General features: G+C 72.1%; 15 protein-coding genes. 3 read left to right on the top strand and 12 right to left on the bottom strand.

Annotated elements, in window-relative coordinates:
* Positions 1 to 22: 22 nt before the first annotated feature.
* The 4 genes from HP445_RS15190 to HP445_RS15175 all read right to left on the bottom strand — a co-directional run bounded on the left by HP445_RS15190 (position 23) and on the right by HP445_RS15175 (position 5099).
* A complete protein-coding gene (locus tag HP445_RS15190; RefSeq protein ID WP_128779755.1) occupies positions 23 to 1363 on the bottom strand; it encodes a cation:dicarboxylate symporter family transporter in 1341 nt (446 codons plus the stop codon).
* 212 nt (positions 1364 to 1575) lie between these two features.
* A complete protein-coding gene (locus HP445_RS15185; RefSeq protein ID WP_128779754.1) occupies positions 1576 to 2256 on the bottom strand; it encodes a hypothetical protein in 681 nt (226 codons plus the stop codon).
* A gap of 46 nt (positions 2257 to 2302) precedes the next feature.
* Positions 2303 to 3547, bottom strand: a complete 1245-nt coding sequence (locus HP445_RS15180) for a cytochrome P450 (protein WP_128779753.1) — start codon at positions 3545 to 3547, stop codon at positions 2303 to 2305.
* Between the two features lie 52 nt (positions 3548 to 3599).
* Entirely contained in the window at positions 3600 to 5099 is a 1500-nt protein-coding gene (locus tag HP445_RS15175; RefSeq protein WP_128779752.1) for an FAD-dependent oxidoreductase, read from the bottom strand.
* A gap of 235 nt (positions 5100 to 5334) precedes the next feature.
* Between HP445_RS15175 and HP445_RS15170 the strand changes: the two genes are divergently transcribed.
* Positions 5335 to 6663 (top strand): glycosyltransferase, encoded by a 1329-nt coding sequence (locus HP445_RS15170; protein WP_128779751.1) that lies wholly within the window; start codon positions 5335 to 5337, stop codon positions 6661 to 6663.
* Positions 6664 to 6747: 84 nt separating this feature from the next.
* Here HP445_RS15170 and HP445_RS15165 read toward each other — a convergent pair whose 3' ends face one another.
* Positions 6748 to 7503, bottom strand: coding sequence for a GntR family transcriptional regulator (locus HP445_RS15165; RefSeq protein WP_128779750.1), 756 nt, complete (start codon positions 7501 to 7503; stop codon positions 6748 to 6750).
* Between the two features lie 239 nt (positions 7504 to 7742).
* Between HP445_RS15165 and HP445_RS15160 the strand changes: the two genes are divergently transcribed.
* Complete coding sequence (locus HP445_RS15160) at positions 7743 to 9914, top strand: phosphocholine-specific phospholipase C (protein WP_128779749.1); 2172 nt, start codon at positions 7743 to 7745, stop codon at positions 9912 to 9914.
* Positions 9915 to 10057: 143 nt separating this feature from the next.
* Here HP445_RS15160 and HP445_RS15155 read toward each other — a convergent pair whose 3' ends face one another.
* The 6 genes from HP445_RS15155 to HP445_RS15130 form a co-directional block, all read right to left on the bottom strand.
* Positions 10058 to 10552: a hypothetical protein gene (locus HP445_RS15155; RefSeq protein WP_128779748.1), complete on the bottom strand. Its 495-nt coding sequence runs from the start codon at positions 10550 to 10552 to the stop codon at positions 10058 to 10060.
* Between the two features lie 66 nt (positions 10553 to 10618).
* The gene (locus tag HP445_RS15150; protein ID WP_128779747.1) at positions 10619 to 11284 is read right to left on the bottom strand and encodes a hypothetical protein; all 666 of its coding nucleotides are present in this window, start codon (positions 11282 to 11284) and stop codon (positions 10619 to 10621) included.
* A gap of 89 nt (positions 11285 to 11373) precedes the next feature.
* Entirely contained in the window at positions 11374 to 11913 is a 540-nt protein-coding gene (locus tag HP445_RS15145; RefSeq protein ID WP_128779746.1) for a GNAT family N-acetyltransferase, read from the bottom strand.
* A gap of 119 nt (positions 11914 to 12032) precedes the next feature.
* The gene (locus HP445_RS15140; protein WP_111055364.1) at positions 12033 to 12275 is read right to left on the bottom strand and encodes a hypothetical protein; all 243 of its coding nucleotides are present in this window, start codon (positions 12273 to 12275) and stop codon (positions 12033 to 12035) included.
* A gap of 52 nt (positions 12276 to 12327) precedes the next feature.
* Positions 12328 to 13446, bottom strand: coding sequence for a sensor histidine kinase (locus tag HP445_RS15135; protein ID WP_128779745.1), 1119 nt, complete (start codon positions 13444 to 13446; stop codon positions 12328 to 12330).
* A complete protein-coding gene (locus tag HP445_RS15130; RefSeq protein WP_128779744.1) occupies positions 13443 to 14129 on the bottom strand; it encodes a response regulator transcription factor in 687 nt (228 codons plus the stop codon). Before HP445_RS15130 ends, HP445_RS15135 begins: the two co-directional genes overlap by 4 nt.
* Positions 14130 to 14246: 117 nt before the next feature.
* Between HP445_RS15130 and HP445_RS15125 the strand changes: the two genes are divergently transcribed.
* On the top strand, positions 14247 to 15404 hold the full coding sequence (locus HP445_RS15125) for an acyltransferase family protein (RefSeq protein WP_128779743.1): 1158 nt from the start codon (positions 14247 to 14249) through the stop codon (positions 15402 to 15404).
* 15 nt (positions 15405 to 15419) lie between these two features.
* Here the strand turns inward: HP445_RS15125 and HP445_RS15120 are convergent, their stop codons facing one another.
* Positions 15420 to 15902, bottom strand: coding sequence for a MarR family winged helix-turn-helix transcriptional regulator (locus HP445_RS15120; protein ID WP_164941092.1), 483 nt, complete (start codon positions 15900 to 15902; stop codon positions 15420 to 15422).
* Between the last annotated feature and the right edge of the window lie 47 nt (positions 15903 to 15949).

Genomic DNA, 15949 nt, shown 5'->3' with positions numbered 1-15949 from the left:
GCCGCGAGCGCGCCCCGACCCCTCAGCGAACCGGCGCCGACACCGCCGCTGCGGGCGATGGCTCCGACGACGGCCGCACCCCTCGACCAGGCCGGAGCACCGCCTCCACCCGCTCACGGTCGAGCTCGCCCTGCCACCGCGCCACCACGAGCGTCGCGACGCAGTTGCCGAGCAGGTTGACGCTCACCCGCATCGCATCCATGATCCGGTCGGCACCGAGCAGCAGCGCGACGCCAGCGACCGGGAACAGCCCGAGGCTCGTCGCCGTCGCGGACAGCGCCAGGAACGACGAGCCCGGCACCCCGGCCATGCCCTTCGACGTCAGCAGCAGCACCCCCAGTGCGGCGACCTGCTGCTCGAGCGTCAGCGGCACCCCGAACGCCTGGGTCAGGAACAGCAGCGAGATCGACAGGTAGATCGCCGCCCCGTCGAGGTTGAACGAGTACCCCGTCGGCACGACGAGCCCGGCGACGCTCCGTGAGACGCCGACCTCGGTGAGCCGCGTGATCATCCGCGGCAGCACGGCCTCGGTCGACGCGGTGCCCAGGGCCAGACCGAACTCCGCGCGGGTGTGCCAGACGAACCGCCAGATCGGCACCCCGGACAGCAGCCGCCCACCGACGAGCAGCGCCACGATGAACACCGCCGCCGCGCCGTAGCAGGCGGCGATCAGCAACCCGTACGACCCCAGGGTGTCGATGCCGTACTGCCCGACCACGTACGCCATCGCCCCGAACGCACCGAGCGGCGACAGGCACATCACCCAGCCCAGAATGCGGTAGACGACCTCGAGGCACAGGTCGAGGCCCCGCACGAGCGGCCGCGCACGGTCACTGCCGATCGCGGCGATCGCCGCGCCGACGAACACCGCGAAGACGAGCACCTGCAGGATGTCGTTCGTCGCGAACGCGTTCACGACGCTCGACGGGATGAGGTCGAGGATGAAGGTCCCCGCGTCCGGAGCCGTGCCGCCCGCGGTCTTCGCCGCCACGGCCGAGGCGTCGAGCGACGACGGGTCGATCCGGAGGCCGGCCCCGGGGCGCACGAGGTTGCCGACCAGCAGGCCGAACACGAGCGCGCACGACGACGCGAGCAGGAAGTAGATCATCGCCTTGCCGGCGATCCGGCCCACGGACCGCAGGTCGCCGACGTGCACGATCCCCGTCACCACGACGATGAACACGAGCGGTGCGATCACCATCTCGATCAGCCGGATGAACCCCTGCCCGACCACGTTGAGCACCGGGGCGGCCGCGGGGAAGCAGACCCCGACGGCGATGCCCAGGGCCACCCCGATCGCGATCTGTACGAACAGCGAGTGGTACCAGCGAGCGGGAGCACGATCCGTGGTGGTGACGTCCATGCATCCACCCCACAGGGCGCGTGTTTCATCGACGTTGCGAGTCTGTTCCCACCTGCCGCACCGCGCGCCCACCGAAACAGGTGGCCGGCCCGCGCACGCCAACCCGCGTCCTGGGGTGTCACGAGACGGACTGGAGGCCCGGTGCCAGCTGGCGCCGAGCCTCCAGTCCGTCACCCGCCCACGTCGCGGGCCGCACGCGCGACCGCGGGCAGTTAGCTGCCGTTCGCCTCGACCACGCGCCACACGAGCATGCCGACCGTCACGAGGGTGCCGAGCACCGAGACGATCGCCGCGACGACGCCGAGTCGGCGACCGCGGCCAGGCGGCACGATCGCGACGACCGCCAGGATCGACGCGACGAACTGGAACGGCCACCCGAGCACGAACACCGATGGCCAGCAGCTGCTGTACAGCCCGGTCAACGCGAGGAACAGCGCGAGCAGGGCGATCCCGAGCCGGTTCGCCCCGGCGGTCTCGGCGGTCCCGCCGTCCGAGGCGTCGCCGAGTGGGCCGCCCGGGTACGGGTTGTCGGGGCGCAGCGCCTGCAGTGCCCGGATCCGTTCGGCATCGAGCGCACCGTCCCGGACACGCGCCGCATCGGCCAGCGCGAGGGCGTCGTTGCCGTGCCCCGCAGCCTCGTGCTGGGCGACGGCCCACGCGAAGAGCGCGCGCTGTCGGGGGTCCGAGCGGGTCGCGGCGTCGACCGCCCAACCGAGCGTGGTGAGGAAGAGCAGGCCCCCGAACGCGAGCAGGACCGCACGCCCCGGCTCGTCGGGGTCCACCCGGAAGAGCACCACGCTGCACGCCACCATGCCGACGCCGAACAGGGCCGTCGCCCCGATCTGGCCGCGCCAGTAGCCGTTGCCCGAACTCGCCCCCGCGGGTGTGGTCATGCAGCGACCCTAGTGCCCGGGCTCAGCGACGCCGACACGGCTCCGGTCAGGCGGCGGGTCGGACTCCGTCGAAGGTGACACGGAGCTCACTCGGACCCCGGAGGAGCGCGTTGCGGCGGTACGGCGGCGGGTCGAGCACCAGCCTCGGGTTGACGAGCCGCCGGAACAGGGTGGCGAGGGCGATCTGGGTCTCCAACCGCGCCAGTGGGGCGCCGAAGCACGCGTGGATCCCGGCGCCGAAGCTCAGGTGGTCGTTGCCCGCGCGGTGCGGGTCGAACCGGTCCGGCTCGGGGAAGTGCCGGGGGTCGCGGTTCGCTGCAGCCCAGGCGATCCAGACGGGTGCGCCCTCGGGGATGGTGACGCCTGCGACGGTGACGTCGGCGAGGGCGATGTACTTCGGGGTCACCTGCGCCGGCGGTTCGACTCGGATGAGCTCCTCGAACACCTGCGCGATGGTGTGCGGGTTGTCGCGGATCAGCTCGATGGTGTCGGGGTGGCGCAGCATGGTGAGGGTGCCGTTGGCGATCATGTTGACGGTGGTCTCGTGCCCGCCGACGAGCAGCATGATGGACGTGTTGAGCACCTCCGTCTGCGACATCGGCCCGTCGGGGCCGTGGTCGTTGACGAGTCCGGAGAGCAGGTCGCCCTGCGGTGTGCCGCGCCGCGACTCGGCGAGTGCGCCGAGGTACGCAGCCAGCTCGCGGCTGGCCTCGTCTGCTTCGCGCCGCTTGACGGCGGCGTCGGCGTCGTCCGTGGCCTCCGGCGGCGCGATGATGGCTGAACTCCAGGCGTGGAAGCGGGGCTCGTCCTCCGGGGGGACGCCGAGCACGTCGCAGATCATCGCGACCGGCAGCGGGTACGCGAACGACTCCACGACGTCGATCTCGGTGCGTCCGGCGAACCCGTCGATGAGGTCGTTCGTGATGGCATCGATGTCCTGTCGGAGCCCGTCGATGTAGTCGGCGGCGTGCGGCGGTCCGAAGTGGCGCATCGTCTGCCGGCGCAGGCGGTCGTGCACGGGCGGGTCCGTCATGACGAACGCCGACGTCAGCGCGGGTTCGCCCGGATCGGCACCCTCGGCGCGGTGCTTCGCCATGGGGTCGGAGCTGATCCGCGGGTCGTGCATGAGCTGCACGACCTCGTCGTACCCGGTGACGAGGAACGCGCCGTTGTCCAGCTGCTGCACCGGGTGGGTGCGCAGCTGCGCGTAGAGGGGGTTGGGGTCGTGCCGGTTGTCCTGCTCGAGCAACGTGTCCCACGTCGTCGACGCGGTGTGCGGGTTGTTCGTCATTGGGTTCTGCTCCTGTCGTCTGGCTCTGATCGGTGGTGGTGGGAGCGGTCCGCTAGCGTGCTGCGGCCACTCCGGGATCCCGTGACGGGTCGACGGTCGGGTCCTCGAGCGGGAAGGTCGCACCAGCGGCGATCTGCGCGCGGTAGTACGGCAGCCACTTCGCCTGGTTGACGGCGACGGCGGCCACCAGGCGTCCGTCCCTGCCGAACGTGACGACACCGGATCGCTCGTCGAGGGACCCCTGGGCGACCTGCGCGGAGTCCGCGACGGACGGCTCTCCGACGGCCTTGAGGACGTTGCCGAACTGCATCGTCCAGAAGACCGCGGTGCTCTCGTGCGGCACGTGGCTGTCGTGCACGAGGTTCCGCGCTGCGACGTCGGCCTGGCTGACCGCGGCACCCCAGTGCTCGCTCGTCCAGGGGCCGGGGCCCGCCGACGGGCTCGGGTGCCGCGCGATGTCGCCGGCGACGAAGACGTCGTCCATCGGTTGCCCGTCGGTGTCGAGCGCTCGCTGCGCGACGTCGCACAGCACTCCACCGGCGTCCTGTGCGACCCCGGACCCGGTGAGCCACTCGCTGTTGGGAACGGCCCCGACCGCGACGACCGCCAGGTCGACGTCGACGGTGGAACCGTCGGTGAGTCGAGCACCGCAGAGCCGTCCGCTGTCGTCGTCGAGCAACGACAGCACGCCGGTGCCGGTCCGGAGGTCCACACCGTGTTCGCGCTGGACATCGGCCATCATCCGTCCGATCGCGGTCCCGAAGACCTTCACCATCGGAGCCGGCCCGCGGTCGACGACGGTGACGGGGATGCCGAGCGTGCTGCACGACGACGCGATCTCGCCGCCGGTGAACCCACCGCCGATCACCAGCACTCGACGAGGTCGGCCCTCCAACCGGGTGCGGATCCGTGCCGCGTCGTCGGCCGTCCGCATCACGACGACGCCGTCCAGGGCGGCCTCGGACTCGACCGGCCACGGCCGGGAGCGACGTCCGGTGGCGATCAGCAACCGGGTGTACCGGATGCGTTCCCCACCGTCGAGGACGACCTCCCGGCCGGTTGTGTCCAGCGAGACCGCTGCGTGGCCCAGGCGCCAGTCGACGTCCAGGTCGTCCGCGTGCGGGAGGGCCGTCGTGGTGGTGCCGACGACGCCGGTGAGCACCTGTTTCGACAGCGGCGGGCGGTCGTAGGGCCGGTGCGGCTCGTCCCCGACGATCGTGAGCTCGCCCGTGAACCCCGCTGCGCGCACCGTCTCTGCGGCACGGAGGCCGGCGAGCGATGCGCCGACTATGACGACCGCGTCGCTCGACGTCAACGGCGCGGCACCGCGCACGGCGGGGTCGGCATGCCGGACCGGGAGGCGCGTTCCCCCGACACGGATCGCCTGCACCGGACACGCCGCCGCGGACTCCAGGACGCGAGAGCGTTCCTCGTCGCTCGGGTTCGGGTTGTAGACCAACGCTTCCTCCCCCTCGAACCGGAACACGCCGGGTGCGAGGAAGCAGCACTGGGCGTAGCTCTGGCACTTCGTCATGTCGACTGCGATGTCCATGGAGTCCTCTCGTCGGGGTGTGGTGGTCCTCAGCGTGCGCCGGTCCGGAGGGCGAGCGGTACTGCAGCGGGAGCGCCCCGACTACTGCGGACGCAGTACGTCACCCGGGCGCCGACGTGTGTGCCGTGGTGTGCTCGAGGACTCTCACCCACTCCCAGTCCGTGCCGCGCCACGCGCCTGCTCGCCGCGCCTACGCTCCGAACGTCCGGCCATCCCCCCGACGGAAGCGGCCCCCGTGTCCTCGTACCTGCTCTGCGCCCCGCCCGTCTACGGCCACCTCGCGCCCCTCGTCGACGTGGGCCGCGACCTCGCGGAGCGCGGCCACGAGATCACCGTGCTGACGGGGTCCAAGTACCGCGAGCTCGTCGTCGGAGCCGGGCTCCGGTTCGTGGCGCTGCCGGCCGACGTCGACTTCGACGACGCCGATCTGCAGGACCGGCTCGCCGACGCCACTGCTGCACGCGGTATCGCGGTCGTCCGCGAGGGCATCATCGCCATGTTCGTCCGGCCGATCCCCTCCCAGTACCGCGCGCTGACGGCGCTGCTGGCAGCGGGGCGCTTCGACGCGGTGCTCGGCGAGGCGTCGTTCACCGGGCTCGCGCCGTACCTGGCCCTGCCGTCCGCGGAGCGTCTGCCCGTGCTCGGGATCGCGACCACCCCGGTGACGCTCACCAGCGTCGACGCCGCCCCCTTCGGCACCGCACTCGCGCCGGGTCGCGGGCCGGTGGCGCGCGTGCGCAACCGGCTGCTCACCGCCGCGATCCACCCCGTGCTCACCCGGCCGCTGCGTCGAGCGGTGGACGCCGTGCTCGCCGAGGTGGGGGCACCGCCGTCGACGATCGACACCTTCGACTTCGCGTACCGCGCGTTCGACACCCTGTTCCAGCTGAGCGTCGCGGAGCTCGAGTACCCGCGGCGCGAGCTCCCCGACTCGGTCCGGTTCGTCGGTCCGGTCGTGGCCCGCGCGGCACCGACGCCCGGGGCCGACCTGCCCGCGTGGTGGGACGACCTGGACACCGACTCCCCGGTGGTGCTCGTGACCCAGGGCACGATCGACACCGTCGACCTCGGCCGGCTCATCGCGCCGACGCTCCGCGCGCTGGCGGACGAGGACGTCCTCGTCGTCGCGACCACCGGTGGCCGCCCCGTCGACCAGGTCGAACGCGCGCTCGGCACGGCGCTGCCCGCCAACGCCCGGGTGGCGACCTTCCTGCCCTACGACCAGCTGCTGCCGCGGTGCAGCGTCGTCGTCACGAACGGCGGGTTCGGCGGGGTGCAGCGTGCCCTCGCACACGGCGTGCCGCTCGTGGTCGCGGGGTCGACCGAGGACAAGCCGGAGGTCGCCACCCGGGTCGCGTGGGCCGGGTGCGGGCAGAACCTGCGCTCCGGGACGCCACGGCCTGCGGCGATCCGTCGGGCGGTCCGCGAGGTCCTGACGACTCCGGCCCACCGCGCCCGCAGCCGTCAGGTCGCGGCGTCGATCGCGGCCCTGCCGGACCCCGTCGACGTCATCGAAGCAGGGTTGGCGGCGGCCGTCGCCGCGGACGGCGCACAGCGACGCTGACCCCGCCTGCCGGCCCACGTCGTGGGGTCGAGTGGCGACGGACGGGAGGCCCGGTGCCAGCTGGCACCGGGCCTCCCGTCCGGCTCATCCCGCGTCGTCGTGCCCGGTGCCGGTCCGCGGTACCGGTGCCGTTGCGGACGCCGTCCGGATCCGGAGCGGCACGGTCCCGGCAACGTACCGGTCGTCGCCGGCCTCGAGCGGTCGGCCGTCCTCCGCCGTGCTGGACCGGCGCACCTGCAGGAGCGCCGCGCCGGGCCGGACCCCGAGGAGCGCGGCGTCGGCGTCGTCGGCCAGCAGCGCGTCCACGGTGGTGACGGCGGCACCGACCCGGATGCCGAACCGGTCCTCCAGGGTCGCCGACACCGACGTCTGCCCGCCGGGGATCGTCCGGATGACGGCGGCGACCCACGGCGCGTAGGCGGTGCGCTCGAGCATGACGTCGACACCGTCGAGGGAGCGTACCCGCACGACGTGCAGGACGGGCTCGTCGTGCGCGGCGCGGAACAGGCGCCGCTCGCGCACGGTGGCCGGCCGTTCCTCGACCGCCACGACCCGCCCGCCGGGCTCGTGCCCCCGGGCCCTGGCCAGCTGACCGAACGACTCGAGCGCGCCGGCGTCGTGACCGAGCGTCGTGGTGCGGACGCGCCAGCGGGAGCCTGCACGTGCCGTCAGGACCTGCCGGTCGCGGAGCAGCTCGAGCGCGCTCCGCACGGTGCCGCGCGCGACGGCGTAGTCGGCCGCCAGGTCGTGCTCGGCCGGCAGGACACCCGTGGCGTCGAACTCACCGCGGAGCACCCGGTCGGCGAGGTCCTCGGCGATGTCCCGGAACAGTGGTCGCACCCGGTGATCCTCCCCCGCTGCGGCCGAGCTGTCCAGGTGCGTCGGAGTCCTCGTGGGATCGACACCGGAACCACAGGGCCCAGCCTCGGTGCACCTGGACAGGTCGATCCTGACTCCACCGGACGCGTTCACCCCGCCGCCACGGCCGGGCAAGGCACGGTTCAGCGCACCTCGTTGTCATGCTGACGGGCGCTCCTCCCCCGCAGCGCCCGCACTCCCACCGACCTGGAAGGCCCGCGATGAGCACGAGGAAGCCCGAACACGGCGCACCCGACGTCAGCCTGGACGCCGCACCACCGCTGACCCCGGACGCGGCGTACACCGCAGCGGTCCGCCCCGGCCTGAGCCGCCGGACGGTCCTGGTCGGCGGCGCAGCAGCGATCATGGCCGGCGTCGCCGCAGGGTCCGCGTTCGGACCGGGCGCGGCCGACCGCGCCAGCGCCGCGACCGCTCGTGCCGTCCCCACCGGCACGATCGCCGACGTCGAGCACGTCGTCGTGCTCATGCAGGAGAACCGGTCGTTCGACCACTACTACGGCACGATGCCCGGCGTCCGTGGGTTCTCGGACAAGCAGGCGCTCGAGCTGCCGACCGGACACGACGTCTTCCACCAGCCGTCCGCGGCCCGCACCGACGGTGGCGCGATGCTGCCGTTCCGGCTCGACACCACCCGGTTCAACGCGCAGAACGCCGACGGCCTCGACCACTCCTGGGGCGGTGGGCACACCGCGTGGAACGGCGGTGCCTGGAACCGGTGGGTCGACGCGAAGAGCGCCCAGACGATGGGCTACTTCACCAGCGAGGACATCCCGTACCAGCGCGCACTCGCCGGAGCGTTCACGGTCTGCGACGACTACCACTGCTCGCTCAACGGTCCGACCACGCCGAACCGCCTGTACCAGTGGTCCGGCACCATCGACCCCCGCGGCACCCAGGGCGGACCGGCGACCGACAACCCGGCGGACTACGAACCGGTGTTCGCCTGGACCACCTACGCCGAACGGCTGCAGGCGGCCGGCGTCACCTGGAAGACCTACGCCAACGACGAGGTCGGCGACAGCTCCGCCGACCCGTACGTCGGCGACTACGGCGACAACCCGCTCTGGCTGTTCGAGCAGTACCACCGCGCGCTCGCGTCCTCCGATCCCGCCCAGCAGGAGCTCGCCGCGCGTGCCGGTCTGCACGAGGGGTGGAAGCCGAACTCCGGCAAGGGCCTCGACGTCACCCACCTGCTCAGCCAGTTCGGGCAGGACTGCGCGACCAACAGCCTGCCGACCGTGTCGTACGTCATCGCCCCCTACGGCTGGAGCGAACACCCGGCGGCCAGCCCGGACTACGGCGCCCACTACACGAACGCCGTCGTGCAGGCGCTCTTCAGCAACCCGGACACCTGGGCCTCGACCGTCCTGCTCGTCAACTACGACGAGAACGACGGGTACTTCGACCACGTCGTCCCCCCGTTCGCCGAACCCGGCACCCCCGACGAGTACGTCGACGGCCTGCCCATCGGCATGGGTGCCCGCGTGCCGATGACCGTGGTGTCGCCGTGGAGCCGTGGCGGGTGGGTCAACTCGCAGGTGGCGGACCACACGTCCGTGATCCAGTTCCTCGAACACGTCACGGGGGTCCGCGAGCCGAACATCTCCGACTGGCGACGGACCGTCTCCGGGGACCTGACGAGCTGCTTCGACTTCAGCGCCCCCGACCCGAGCATCCCCGGCGCCGACGTCGTCCCCGGCATCGAGCAGACCCGCGTGCTGGTCGCGGCCGCCGACGCCGACCAGGCGAAGCCGCCCATCGAGGAACCCGCGATCGGCGCGCAGACCGTGCCCGTCCAGGAGCCCGGCACCGTCCGCCGTCGGAGCCTGCCCTACCGGCAGCACGCGGACGCGACCGTCGACCACGGCACCGGTCGGGTCACCGTGACGCTCGCGAACGACGGTCGCCAGGGGGTCAACTTCCTCGTGTACCCGAACACCGCGATGCCGTTCGCCGCCCACCCGAAGACCGTCCCCGTCGGCGCCACCGCCGACTGGGCATGGGACACCACGACGACCGACGGCGCGTACGACGTCAGCGTCTACGGGCCCGACCGGTTCCTCCGACGCTTCGCCGGCGCCGTCGCGGTCGGTGGTCCGGCGACCGGCGGCGTCCCGCACGTCTCGGTCGTCCGGGACACCCGCGGTCGGCGCACCCTGCAGCTCCTGCTCGAGAACACCGGCAGGGCCGAGCTCCGCTTCGTGCTCGTGGCCAACGACTTCGTGCAGCACCGCGAGACCGCGCACGTCCGCGGCTCCGGGCACAAGACGATGCACTGGCCGCTCGACGAGTGGGGGTACTACGACGTGGTCGTCACCGCGGACGGTGTGCCCGGGTTCCGGTACCGCTTCGCCGGGCGCGCGGAGCGCTGAGGCGGGCCGACCCGCGTGGGTCGGCAGGGGCGGTCAGGCCGCGTCGACGACGGACGGGAGGCCCGGTGCCAGCTGGCACCGGGCCTCCCGTCCCGTCTCGTGACCGTCACACGTCCGTCCCGCGTGCCGTCTCGCTTGCCGTCTCACGCGTCGGCGGCGGTCCCGGCGGGTGCCACCGGTGTGACCGGCGTCGCGGCGTCGCCGTCGGCGTCGGCGTCGGCGTCGGCTCGCGCAGCCTGCCGGGCCAGCGCCGCGTCCAGGAAGCGTTCGACGAACGGCAACGCCACCACGATCGCACCGATGACGGCCGCGACGGGGACGATCACCGTCCAGCCGCGCAGGATCGAGTAGATGGTGGCGCCGAGGACGACCCACACCACGACCGTGAGCGGCCGCACCGGACCGGCGTCGGCGAGCAGGTTGATCGCGTCGACGGCCGCGGGCAGCCCTCGCCGTCCGAGCAGTGTCAGCATGACCCCGATGACGATGAACCCCATCGCCCGGACGATGCCGACCCAGGCGACGTCGCTCGCCGGATCCGCCAGCACACGCTGGATGAAGACCACCGCTGCCAGGACCCCGACGGCGAACAGGGCGACGATCACGAGGACGGTCAGGAGACGGACGGAGCGGCGCACGATGACTCAGCATAGGGACCCGTCGGGGCGCCCCGACGCGGCGCCCCGACGCACCGGCTCGACTCGCTAGGCGACGACCACCTGCGCGTTGACCAGGATGTCGTGCAGGTCGGGACGGAGCGCATCCTGTGAGGTCGTCCGGACCTTCACGATGAGCGCCGCTCCCGGCTTCGCGAAGGCGCGCGCGACCGTCGCCGACCACGACCCGTCCGTGTTGTGCCCGGCGATCGACAGGAACTGCGCGGTGCCGCCGGTGATCGTCGGCAGCAGCTGCTCCTCGAGTCGGTCGGCCGGCAGCCCCGCCGCCGTGAACAGCTGCTCGGTGGCGGCGCGGTCCCCGATCGTCGGGTCGAGGTCGGTGAGCCGCTGCTGCGTGATCGTCGCCACGGAGCCGTCGGCGTTCGTGTACTCCCGCGACCCGGTGGTCGGGTCCTCGCCGGTCTGCTCCCAGCCGTCGAGTGCCGAGACCTGGAGCCCGAACGCGGGCAGCGTGCTCGCCGAGAGCGCGTCGCCGTCCTCGAACGTGAGGTCCTTCGTTGCCGAGTCGACGGTGGCCGGCGCGGTCGGCGTCTCCGTCGGTGCCTGGTTCGGCGCTTGTGTCGGTGTCGACGACCGCGGTGTGGCCCGCTCCGCTCCCGGTGCCGTGGTGCCGGTCCCGGCGCAGCCGGAGAGTGCGAGCACGACGATCACGGTCGCCGTCCCCGCGGTGGTGATCCTGGATGTGATGGACATGTGGTTCCCCCTCGGATCCCGCCGTGCGCCCCGTGCACCGGTCGGTCCGCCTGGAGCCTACGGGTCCTGGCGGCGGCGCGCCGCTCGGGTCACACGTCCGGGGTCTGTCCAGACGCGCCGAGCGATCTCCTGAGCACGACGAAGTGCAGCCCCGCGACGCGAGCGACGTGTGCCGGGAACGGTCGGGTCTCCCCCGTCGCGATGAACCCGCTCCGCTCGTACACGCGTCGCAGTCCCTCGTGCACGCTGAGCACCTCGAGCTCGACGGACTCGCATGCCATGGCTTCCTCGGCGTACGCGATCGCCGCGGTCCGGAGCCGCCGGGAGATGCCTCGGGACTGCCACGCCGGGTCCACAGCGAGCATGCCGAGGTGCGCCGTCGCCCGGTCGGAGGCCCGCAGGTGACAGGTCGCGACGATGGTGGCGTCGTGGACCGCGACGAGCACCACCGACCGCGGGGCACGGATCATCGCTCCTACCTGGTCCGGGGTCGTCCGCTCCCCGGTCACCAGCTCGGCGTCGCTCACCCAGCCCTGTTGGTTGGCGTACGCACGGACGACGACCGCAGCCACGGACGCCGCGTCCGTCTCGGACGCCGACCGGATCTCGAGCAGGGGTTCGTCTGTCACGACCGCATGCTCTCACGCAGCGCACAGGCATCTCGCCGAGCTCTGCGCTCGCTCATGCACTGGGCGGACGCGGGCGTGCTCCGGGCGCGGACGTGCTCTGGGCGCCGGCGTCGGGCCGGCTACGAGTCGTCGCCTGCGTTCCGAGCACGCTTCCGCGCCTGCGCGCGGGCGTAGGACACCGAGCCGATCTGCACGGCGGCGAGGATGATCCAGAGGACCGCCATCTGCGTGTGGAACCGGGACGGTTCGACGACGGCCAGGACGAGCCAGACCAGCGCGATGACCGCCCACACCCAGGCGAGCCACGGCAGGGGCTTGCCGATCAGCCGTTCCAGCAGACTGCGTCGCTGCATCTCGGTCATGGCGCTGACGCTACCGGACGCCAGGGTGATCGCCGAGGCCCCGGGGCGACGATCAGTTGGATCCTTCCGGATCTGGCTGCCGTTCCGGGAAACGGGCCGAAGCGGTCAACCCGCCGGCAGCGCGCGGCGTCAGGGTCAGCTCCGCACCGTGCACGGTCGCGATCATCGCCACGAGCGGCAGGCCGAGTCCGTGCCCGCTCCCGTTCGTCCGCGTGCGGTGGCGGCGGCGGAACGGCTCCGTCAACTCGTGCACCTCGTCGGTCGGGATCACCTCGCCGTCGTTCTCGACCCGGAGCTCGGACGACCGATCGTCGAGCACCACCCGCAGGCTCCCGCCGGAGACGTTGTGGACCACGGCGTTGCGGATCAGGTTGCCGACGAGTTGCCCGAGCAGCGGTCGGTTGCCCAGCACGACGACGTCGTCGAGCTGGACCGACACGACGATCCGTCGGGCCAGGCGTTCCGCGTCCACTGCCAGCAGCGCGGCCGCGACCTCGTCGCGGAGCGACACCGGGCGCGCGTCGATGGGTTCGTCCCCACGTGCCAGGTCGAGGAGCGCCGTCGTCATGCGGATCATCTGGTCCGTGGTGACGAGCAGTCGTTCGAGGGTCTGCGTCCGGTCCGGCCCGTCGGGCGTGCGGAGGGCGACCTGGAGCATCGTCTTCATCGTGGCGAGCGGGGTCCGCAGTTCGTGCGAGGCGTTCGCCGCAAACCGCGACCGACTGACGAAGGCGGTCTCCAGGCGGTCGAGCATCCGGTTCAGCGTCGCACCGACGTCGCGGATCTCGTCCGGTGGACCAGAGACGTCCACCCGGGCGTCCAGCGTCCCGGCCCCGAGCCGGTCGGCGGTCGTGATGATGTCGCGGAGCGGGCGGAGGAGTCTGCCCGCGACGAGCCAGCTGACGACACCACCGATGCCCCCGACCACGAGCAGCGCCGGGACCGAGACGATGACGAAGAGGCGGAGGACGTCGTCGCGGCCGGTGATCTCGTACATGTCGTGCGTCGACCCGTAGGGGAACGGGCCTGCCGTGAACGCGTAGCCGGGGACGATGGCGAGGACTGCGAAGACGACCGCGAGCATGACGGCGCCGGTGAGCAGGATCAGGGCCGTGTAGGTCAGGGTGAGCCGCGCCCGGATCGACAGACGGTGCAGCGCAGGGATCCTCATGCTTCGGGACGATCGCGGACAGGACCCTGTGCGATCGCGTACCCGACACCGGGCAGCGTCCGGATGGCGTCGGGACTGCCGAGCTTCTTCCGCAGGGTCGAGATGGTCAGCCGGACCGCGTTGGTGAACGGGTCAGCGTGCTCGTCCCACACCTGCTCGAGCAGCTGCTCGGCACTCACGACGCCACCGTCCGCACGCAGCAGGACCTCGAGGACCGCGAACTCCTTCCGCCCCAGGCGCAGGTAGCGACCGTCGCGGTAGGCCTCACGTCGGAAGGGGTCGAGCCGGAGGCCCGCCGTCTCGAGGACCGGCGCGACCGCGCGACGTGCTCGCCGGTTGAGCGCGCGGAGCCGTGCCACGAGCTCCTCGAAGTCGAAGGGCTTGCCCAGGTAGTCGTCGGCCCCGAGCTGGAGGCCGTGGACCCGCTCCGCGAGTGTCGTCGACGCCGTCAACATGAGGACGCTCGGCGCTTCCGGATCAGCAACGATCCGGGCACAGACCTCGTCGCCGTGCAGACCGGGGATGTCCCGGTCGAGCACGACCACGTCGTACGCGTGGACGGCCAGCTGATCGAGCGCGGCGAAGCCGTCGCCCACCGTGTCGGCGGCGATCGCTTCGAGCCGCAGGCCCACGCGGATCGCCTCCGCCAGGAACGGCTCGTCCTCCACCACCAGTACCCGCACGTCGCTCCTCGCTGCTCCGGCCGATCCGGACCCGGTCAGCACAGCAGATCGGATGTATGCGGAGCGTATGCGCTCGACCAGACGCTCGGCTGACGTGTCGACTGTTCCGATGAGGGCATGTCCAGAACCGACCCCGCGCTCGAGAACCCTGTCCTGCCGTCGTTGACCGGCCTGCGCTGGGTCGCTGCGTTCGGGGTCTTCGCCTACCACGTGCGGAACCTCGGGTACTTCGACGGGAACGCGCAGAGCACCCTGAGCGCCGTGGTCGGCAGCGGCGACACCGGCGTCTCGCTGTTCTTCATGCTCTCCGGCTTCGTCCTGGCCTGGTCGGACCGCACCGACGGGGAGCGCGCAGGACCGCTGCGAGCGGCACTGCACTTCTGGTACCGCCGTGCCGCACGGATCTGGCCGCTGCACCTGGTCGCCGTCCTCGCCGCGATCGTCGTGGGAGCGACACTGATGCCCAGCATCCGGACGGCGTCGCCGGCAGCCCTCGTGGCGAACGTCCTGCTCGTCAACGCCTGGCACGCACCGTGGTGGCAAGCCGGGAACCCGGTGTCGTGGTCCCTCGCCTGCGAAGCGTTCTTCTACCTGACGTTCCCGTTCCTCATCCGACCGATCCGCCACGCTCACCCAGCCGTGCTCACGGCCCTCGCCGTGCTCGCAGCCGTCCTCGTCCTGGTCGCACCGGTGCTCGTGCCGCACCTGCCCGGTTCTCCCGTCCCGGCGAGCTGGCCACCGGCACGGTTCCCGGAGTTCCTGCTCGGCGTCCTGAGCGCTGCCCTGGTGCGCTCGGGCGCCTGGGGCGGACCACGACTCGCGGTCCCCGTCCTGCTGACGGTCGCGGGCCTCCTCGCCGCAGACCTGCACCCCACCTCGGGGTTCGCACTGACCGGCTGCACGGTCGTGGGGTTCTCCCTGCTGCTGCCCGCGCTCGCCAGGGCGGACGTCGACGGACGCACCACCGGCCTGTCGTCTCCGCTGCTCGTGCACCTGGGGACCAGGTCGTTCGCGTTCTACCTCGTCCATCTCCTGACGATCGACGCCGTGCTGGCCTTCCGGCCCCAGGGCGCGGCCGACGGAGGCGTCACCAGCGCCCTCCTGGCCCTGCTCGCGTTGGTGGTGGCGTTGGCCGTCGGGACCGTCCTGCACGACGCGGTCGAGGTTCCGGCACGCCGACTCCTGCTGCACTGCCTCGGGAACCGCGCAACACAGCCCGGCGTCAGCTCCCCGCGCGTCCCCACCAGCGTCGCCACGACCCCATCGAGACAGTGACCGCTCGTGCCTGCATCAGGTCGGGGTGCTGTCGGAACGGACGAGCGAACGTGCTGCACGCGACGACACCGTGTCCTGCATCGAGGTACCGACGATGACGGCTGCGAGGGCGTCCATGGCCGGTGTGAGTTCGACACCTTCCAGCTGCGCACGGAGCCAGACCCGGAACTGTTCCTTCGCCGCCGTGGCCGCCGCGGCGAGCTGCCGTCCCGCAGGCGTGCAGCTGAGCTGGATCCGGCGCCGATCATCCGCACTCTCCTGGCGATCGACCATCCCCGCCGTGACCATGCGGTCGACGAGCCTGCTCGGGTGCCCGCCTTCGAAGAGCACCAGCCCGCCGAGCTCTCCCAACGACATCGGTCCGTACAGGTCGAGGAGTTGCAGCACTTCCGCCTGGCTGGGCGTCACGCCGAGCGGTTTGAGGAGCTCGGTCAGGCGCCTGTCCGACTCCCGCGAGACAGCCTTCGTCAGCAATCCCAGTCGTTCGAGGTCATCCATCCCTCGATCCTCCCACAGCAGGCATATGCTGTAGCACATTATGACAT

The sequence above is a fragment of the Curtobacterium flaccumfaciens genome, from assembly GCF_013359815.1.
Lineage (GTDB): Bacteria > Actinomycetota > Actinomycetes > Actinomycetales > Microbacteriaceae > Curtobacterium > Curtobacterium flaccumfaciens.
The sequence above is the reverse complement of the archived record's forward strand: the minus strand, read 5'-3'. Positions and strand labels throughout refer to the sequence as shown.

Excerpts from the sequence above, each read along its gene's own strand:
- HP445_RS15135 (WP_128779745.1), bottom strand. The coding sequence starts at position 13,446 with ATGAGGATCCCTGCGCTGCACCGTCTGTCGATCCGGGCGCGGCTCACC.
- HP445_RS15190 (WP_128779755.1), bottom strand. The coding sequence starts at position 1,363 with ATGGACGTCACCACCACGGATCGTGCTCCCGCTCGCTGGTACCACTCG.
- HP445_RS15185 (WP_128779754.1), bottom strand. The coding sequence starts at position 2,256 with ATGACCACACCCGCGGGGGCGAGTTCGGGCAACGGCTACTGGCGCGGC.
- HP445_RS15150 (WP_128779747.1), bottom strand. The coding sequence starts at position 11,284 with ATGTCCATCACATCCAGGATCACCACCGCGGGGACGGCGACCGTGATC.
- HP445_RS15160 (WP_128779749.1), top strand. The coding sequence starts at position 7,743 with ATGAGCACGAGGAAGCCCGAACACGGCGCACCCGACGTCAGCCTGGAC.
- HP445_RS15140 (WP_111055364.1), bottom strand. The coding sequence starts at position 12,275 with ATGACCGAGATGCAGCGACGCAGTCTGCTGGAACGGCTGATCGGCAAG.
- HP445_RS15125 (WP_128779743.1), top strand. The coding sequence starts at position 14,247 with ATGTCCAGAACCGACCCCGCGCTCGAGAACCCTGTCCTGCCGTCGTTG.
- HP445_RS15120 (WP_164941092.1), bottom strand. The coding sequence starts at position 15,902 with ATGGATGACCTCGAACGACTGGGATTGCTGACGAAGGCTGTCTCGCGG.
- HP445_RS15175 (WP_128779752.1), bottom strand. The coding sequence starts at position 5,099 with ATGGACATCGCAGTCGACATGACGAAGTGCCAGAGCTACGCCCAGTGC.
- HP445_RS15180 (WP_128779753.1), bottom strand. The coding sequence starts at position 3,547 with ATGACGAACAACCCGCACACCGCGTCGACGACGTGGGACACGTTGCTC.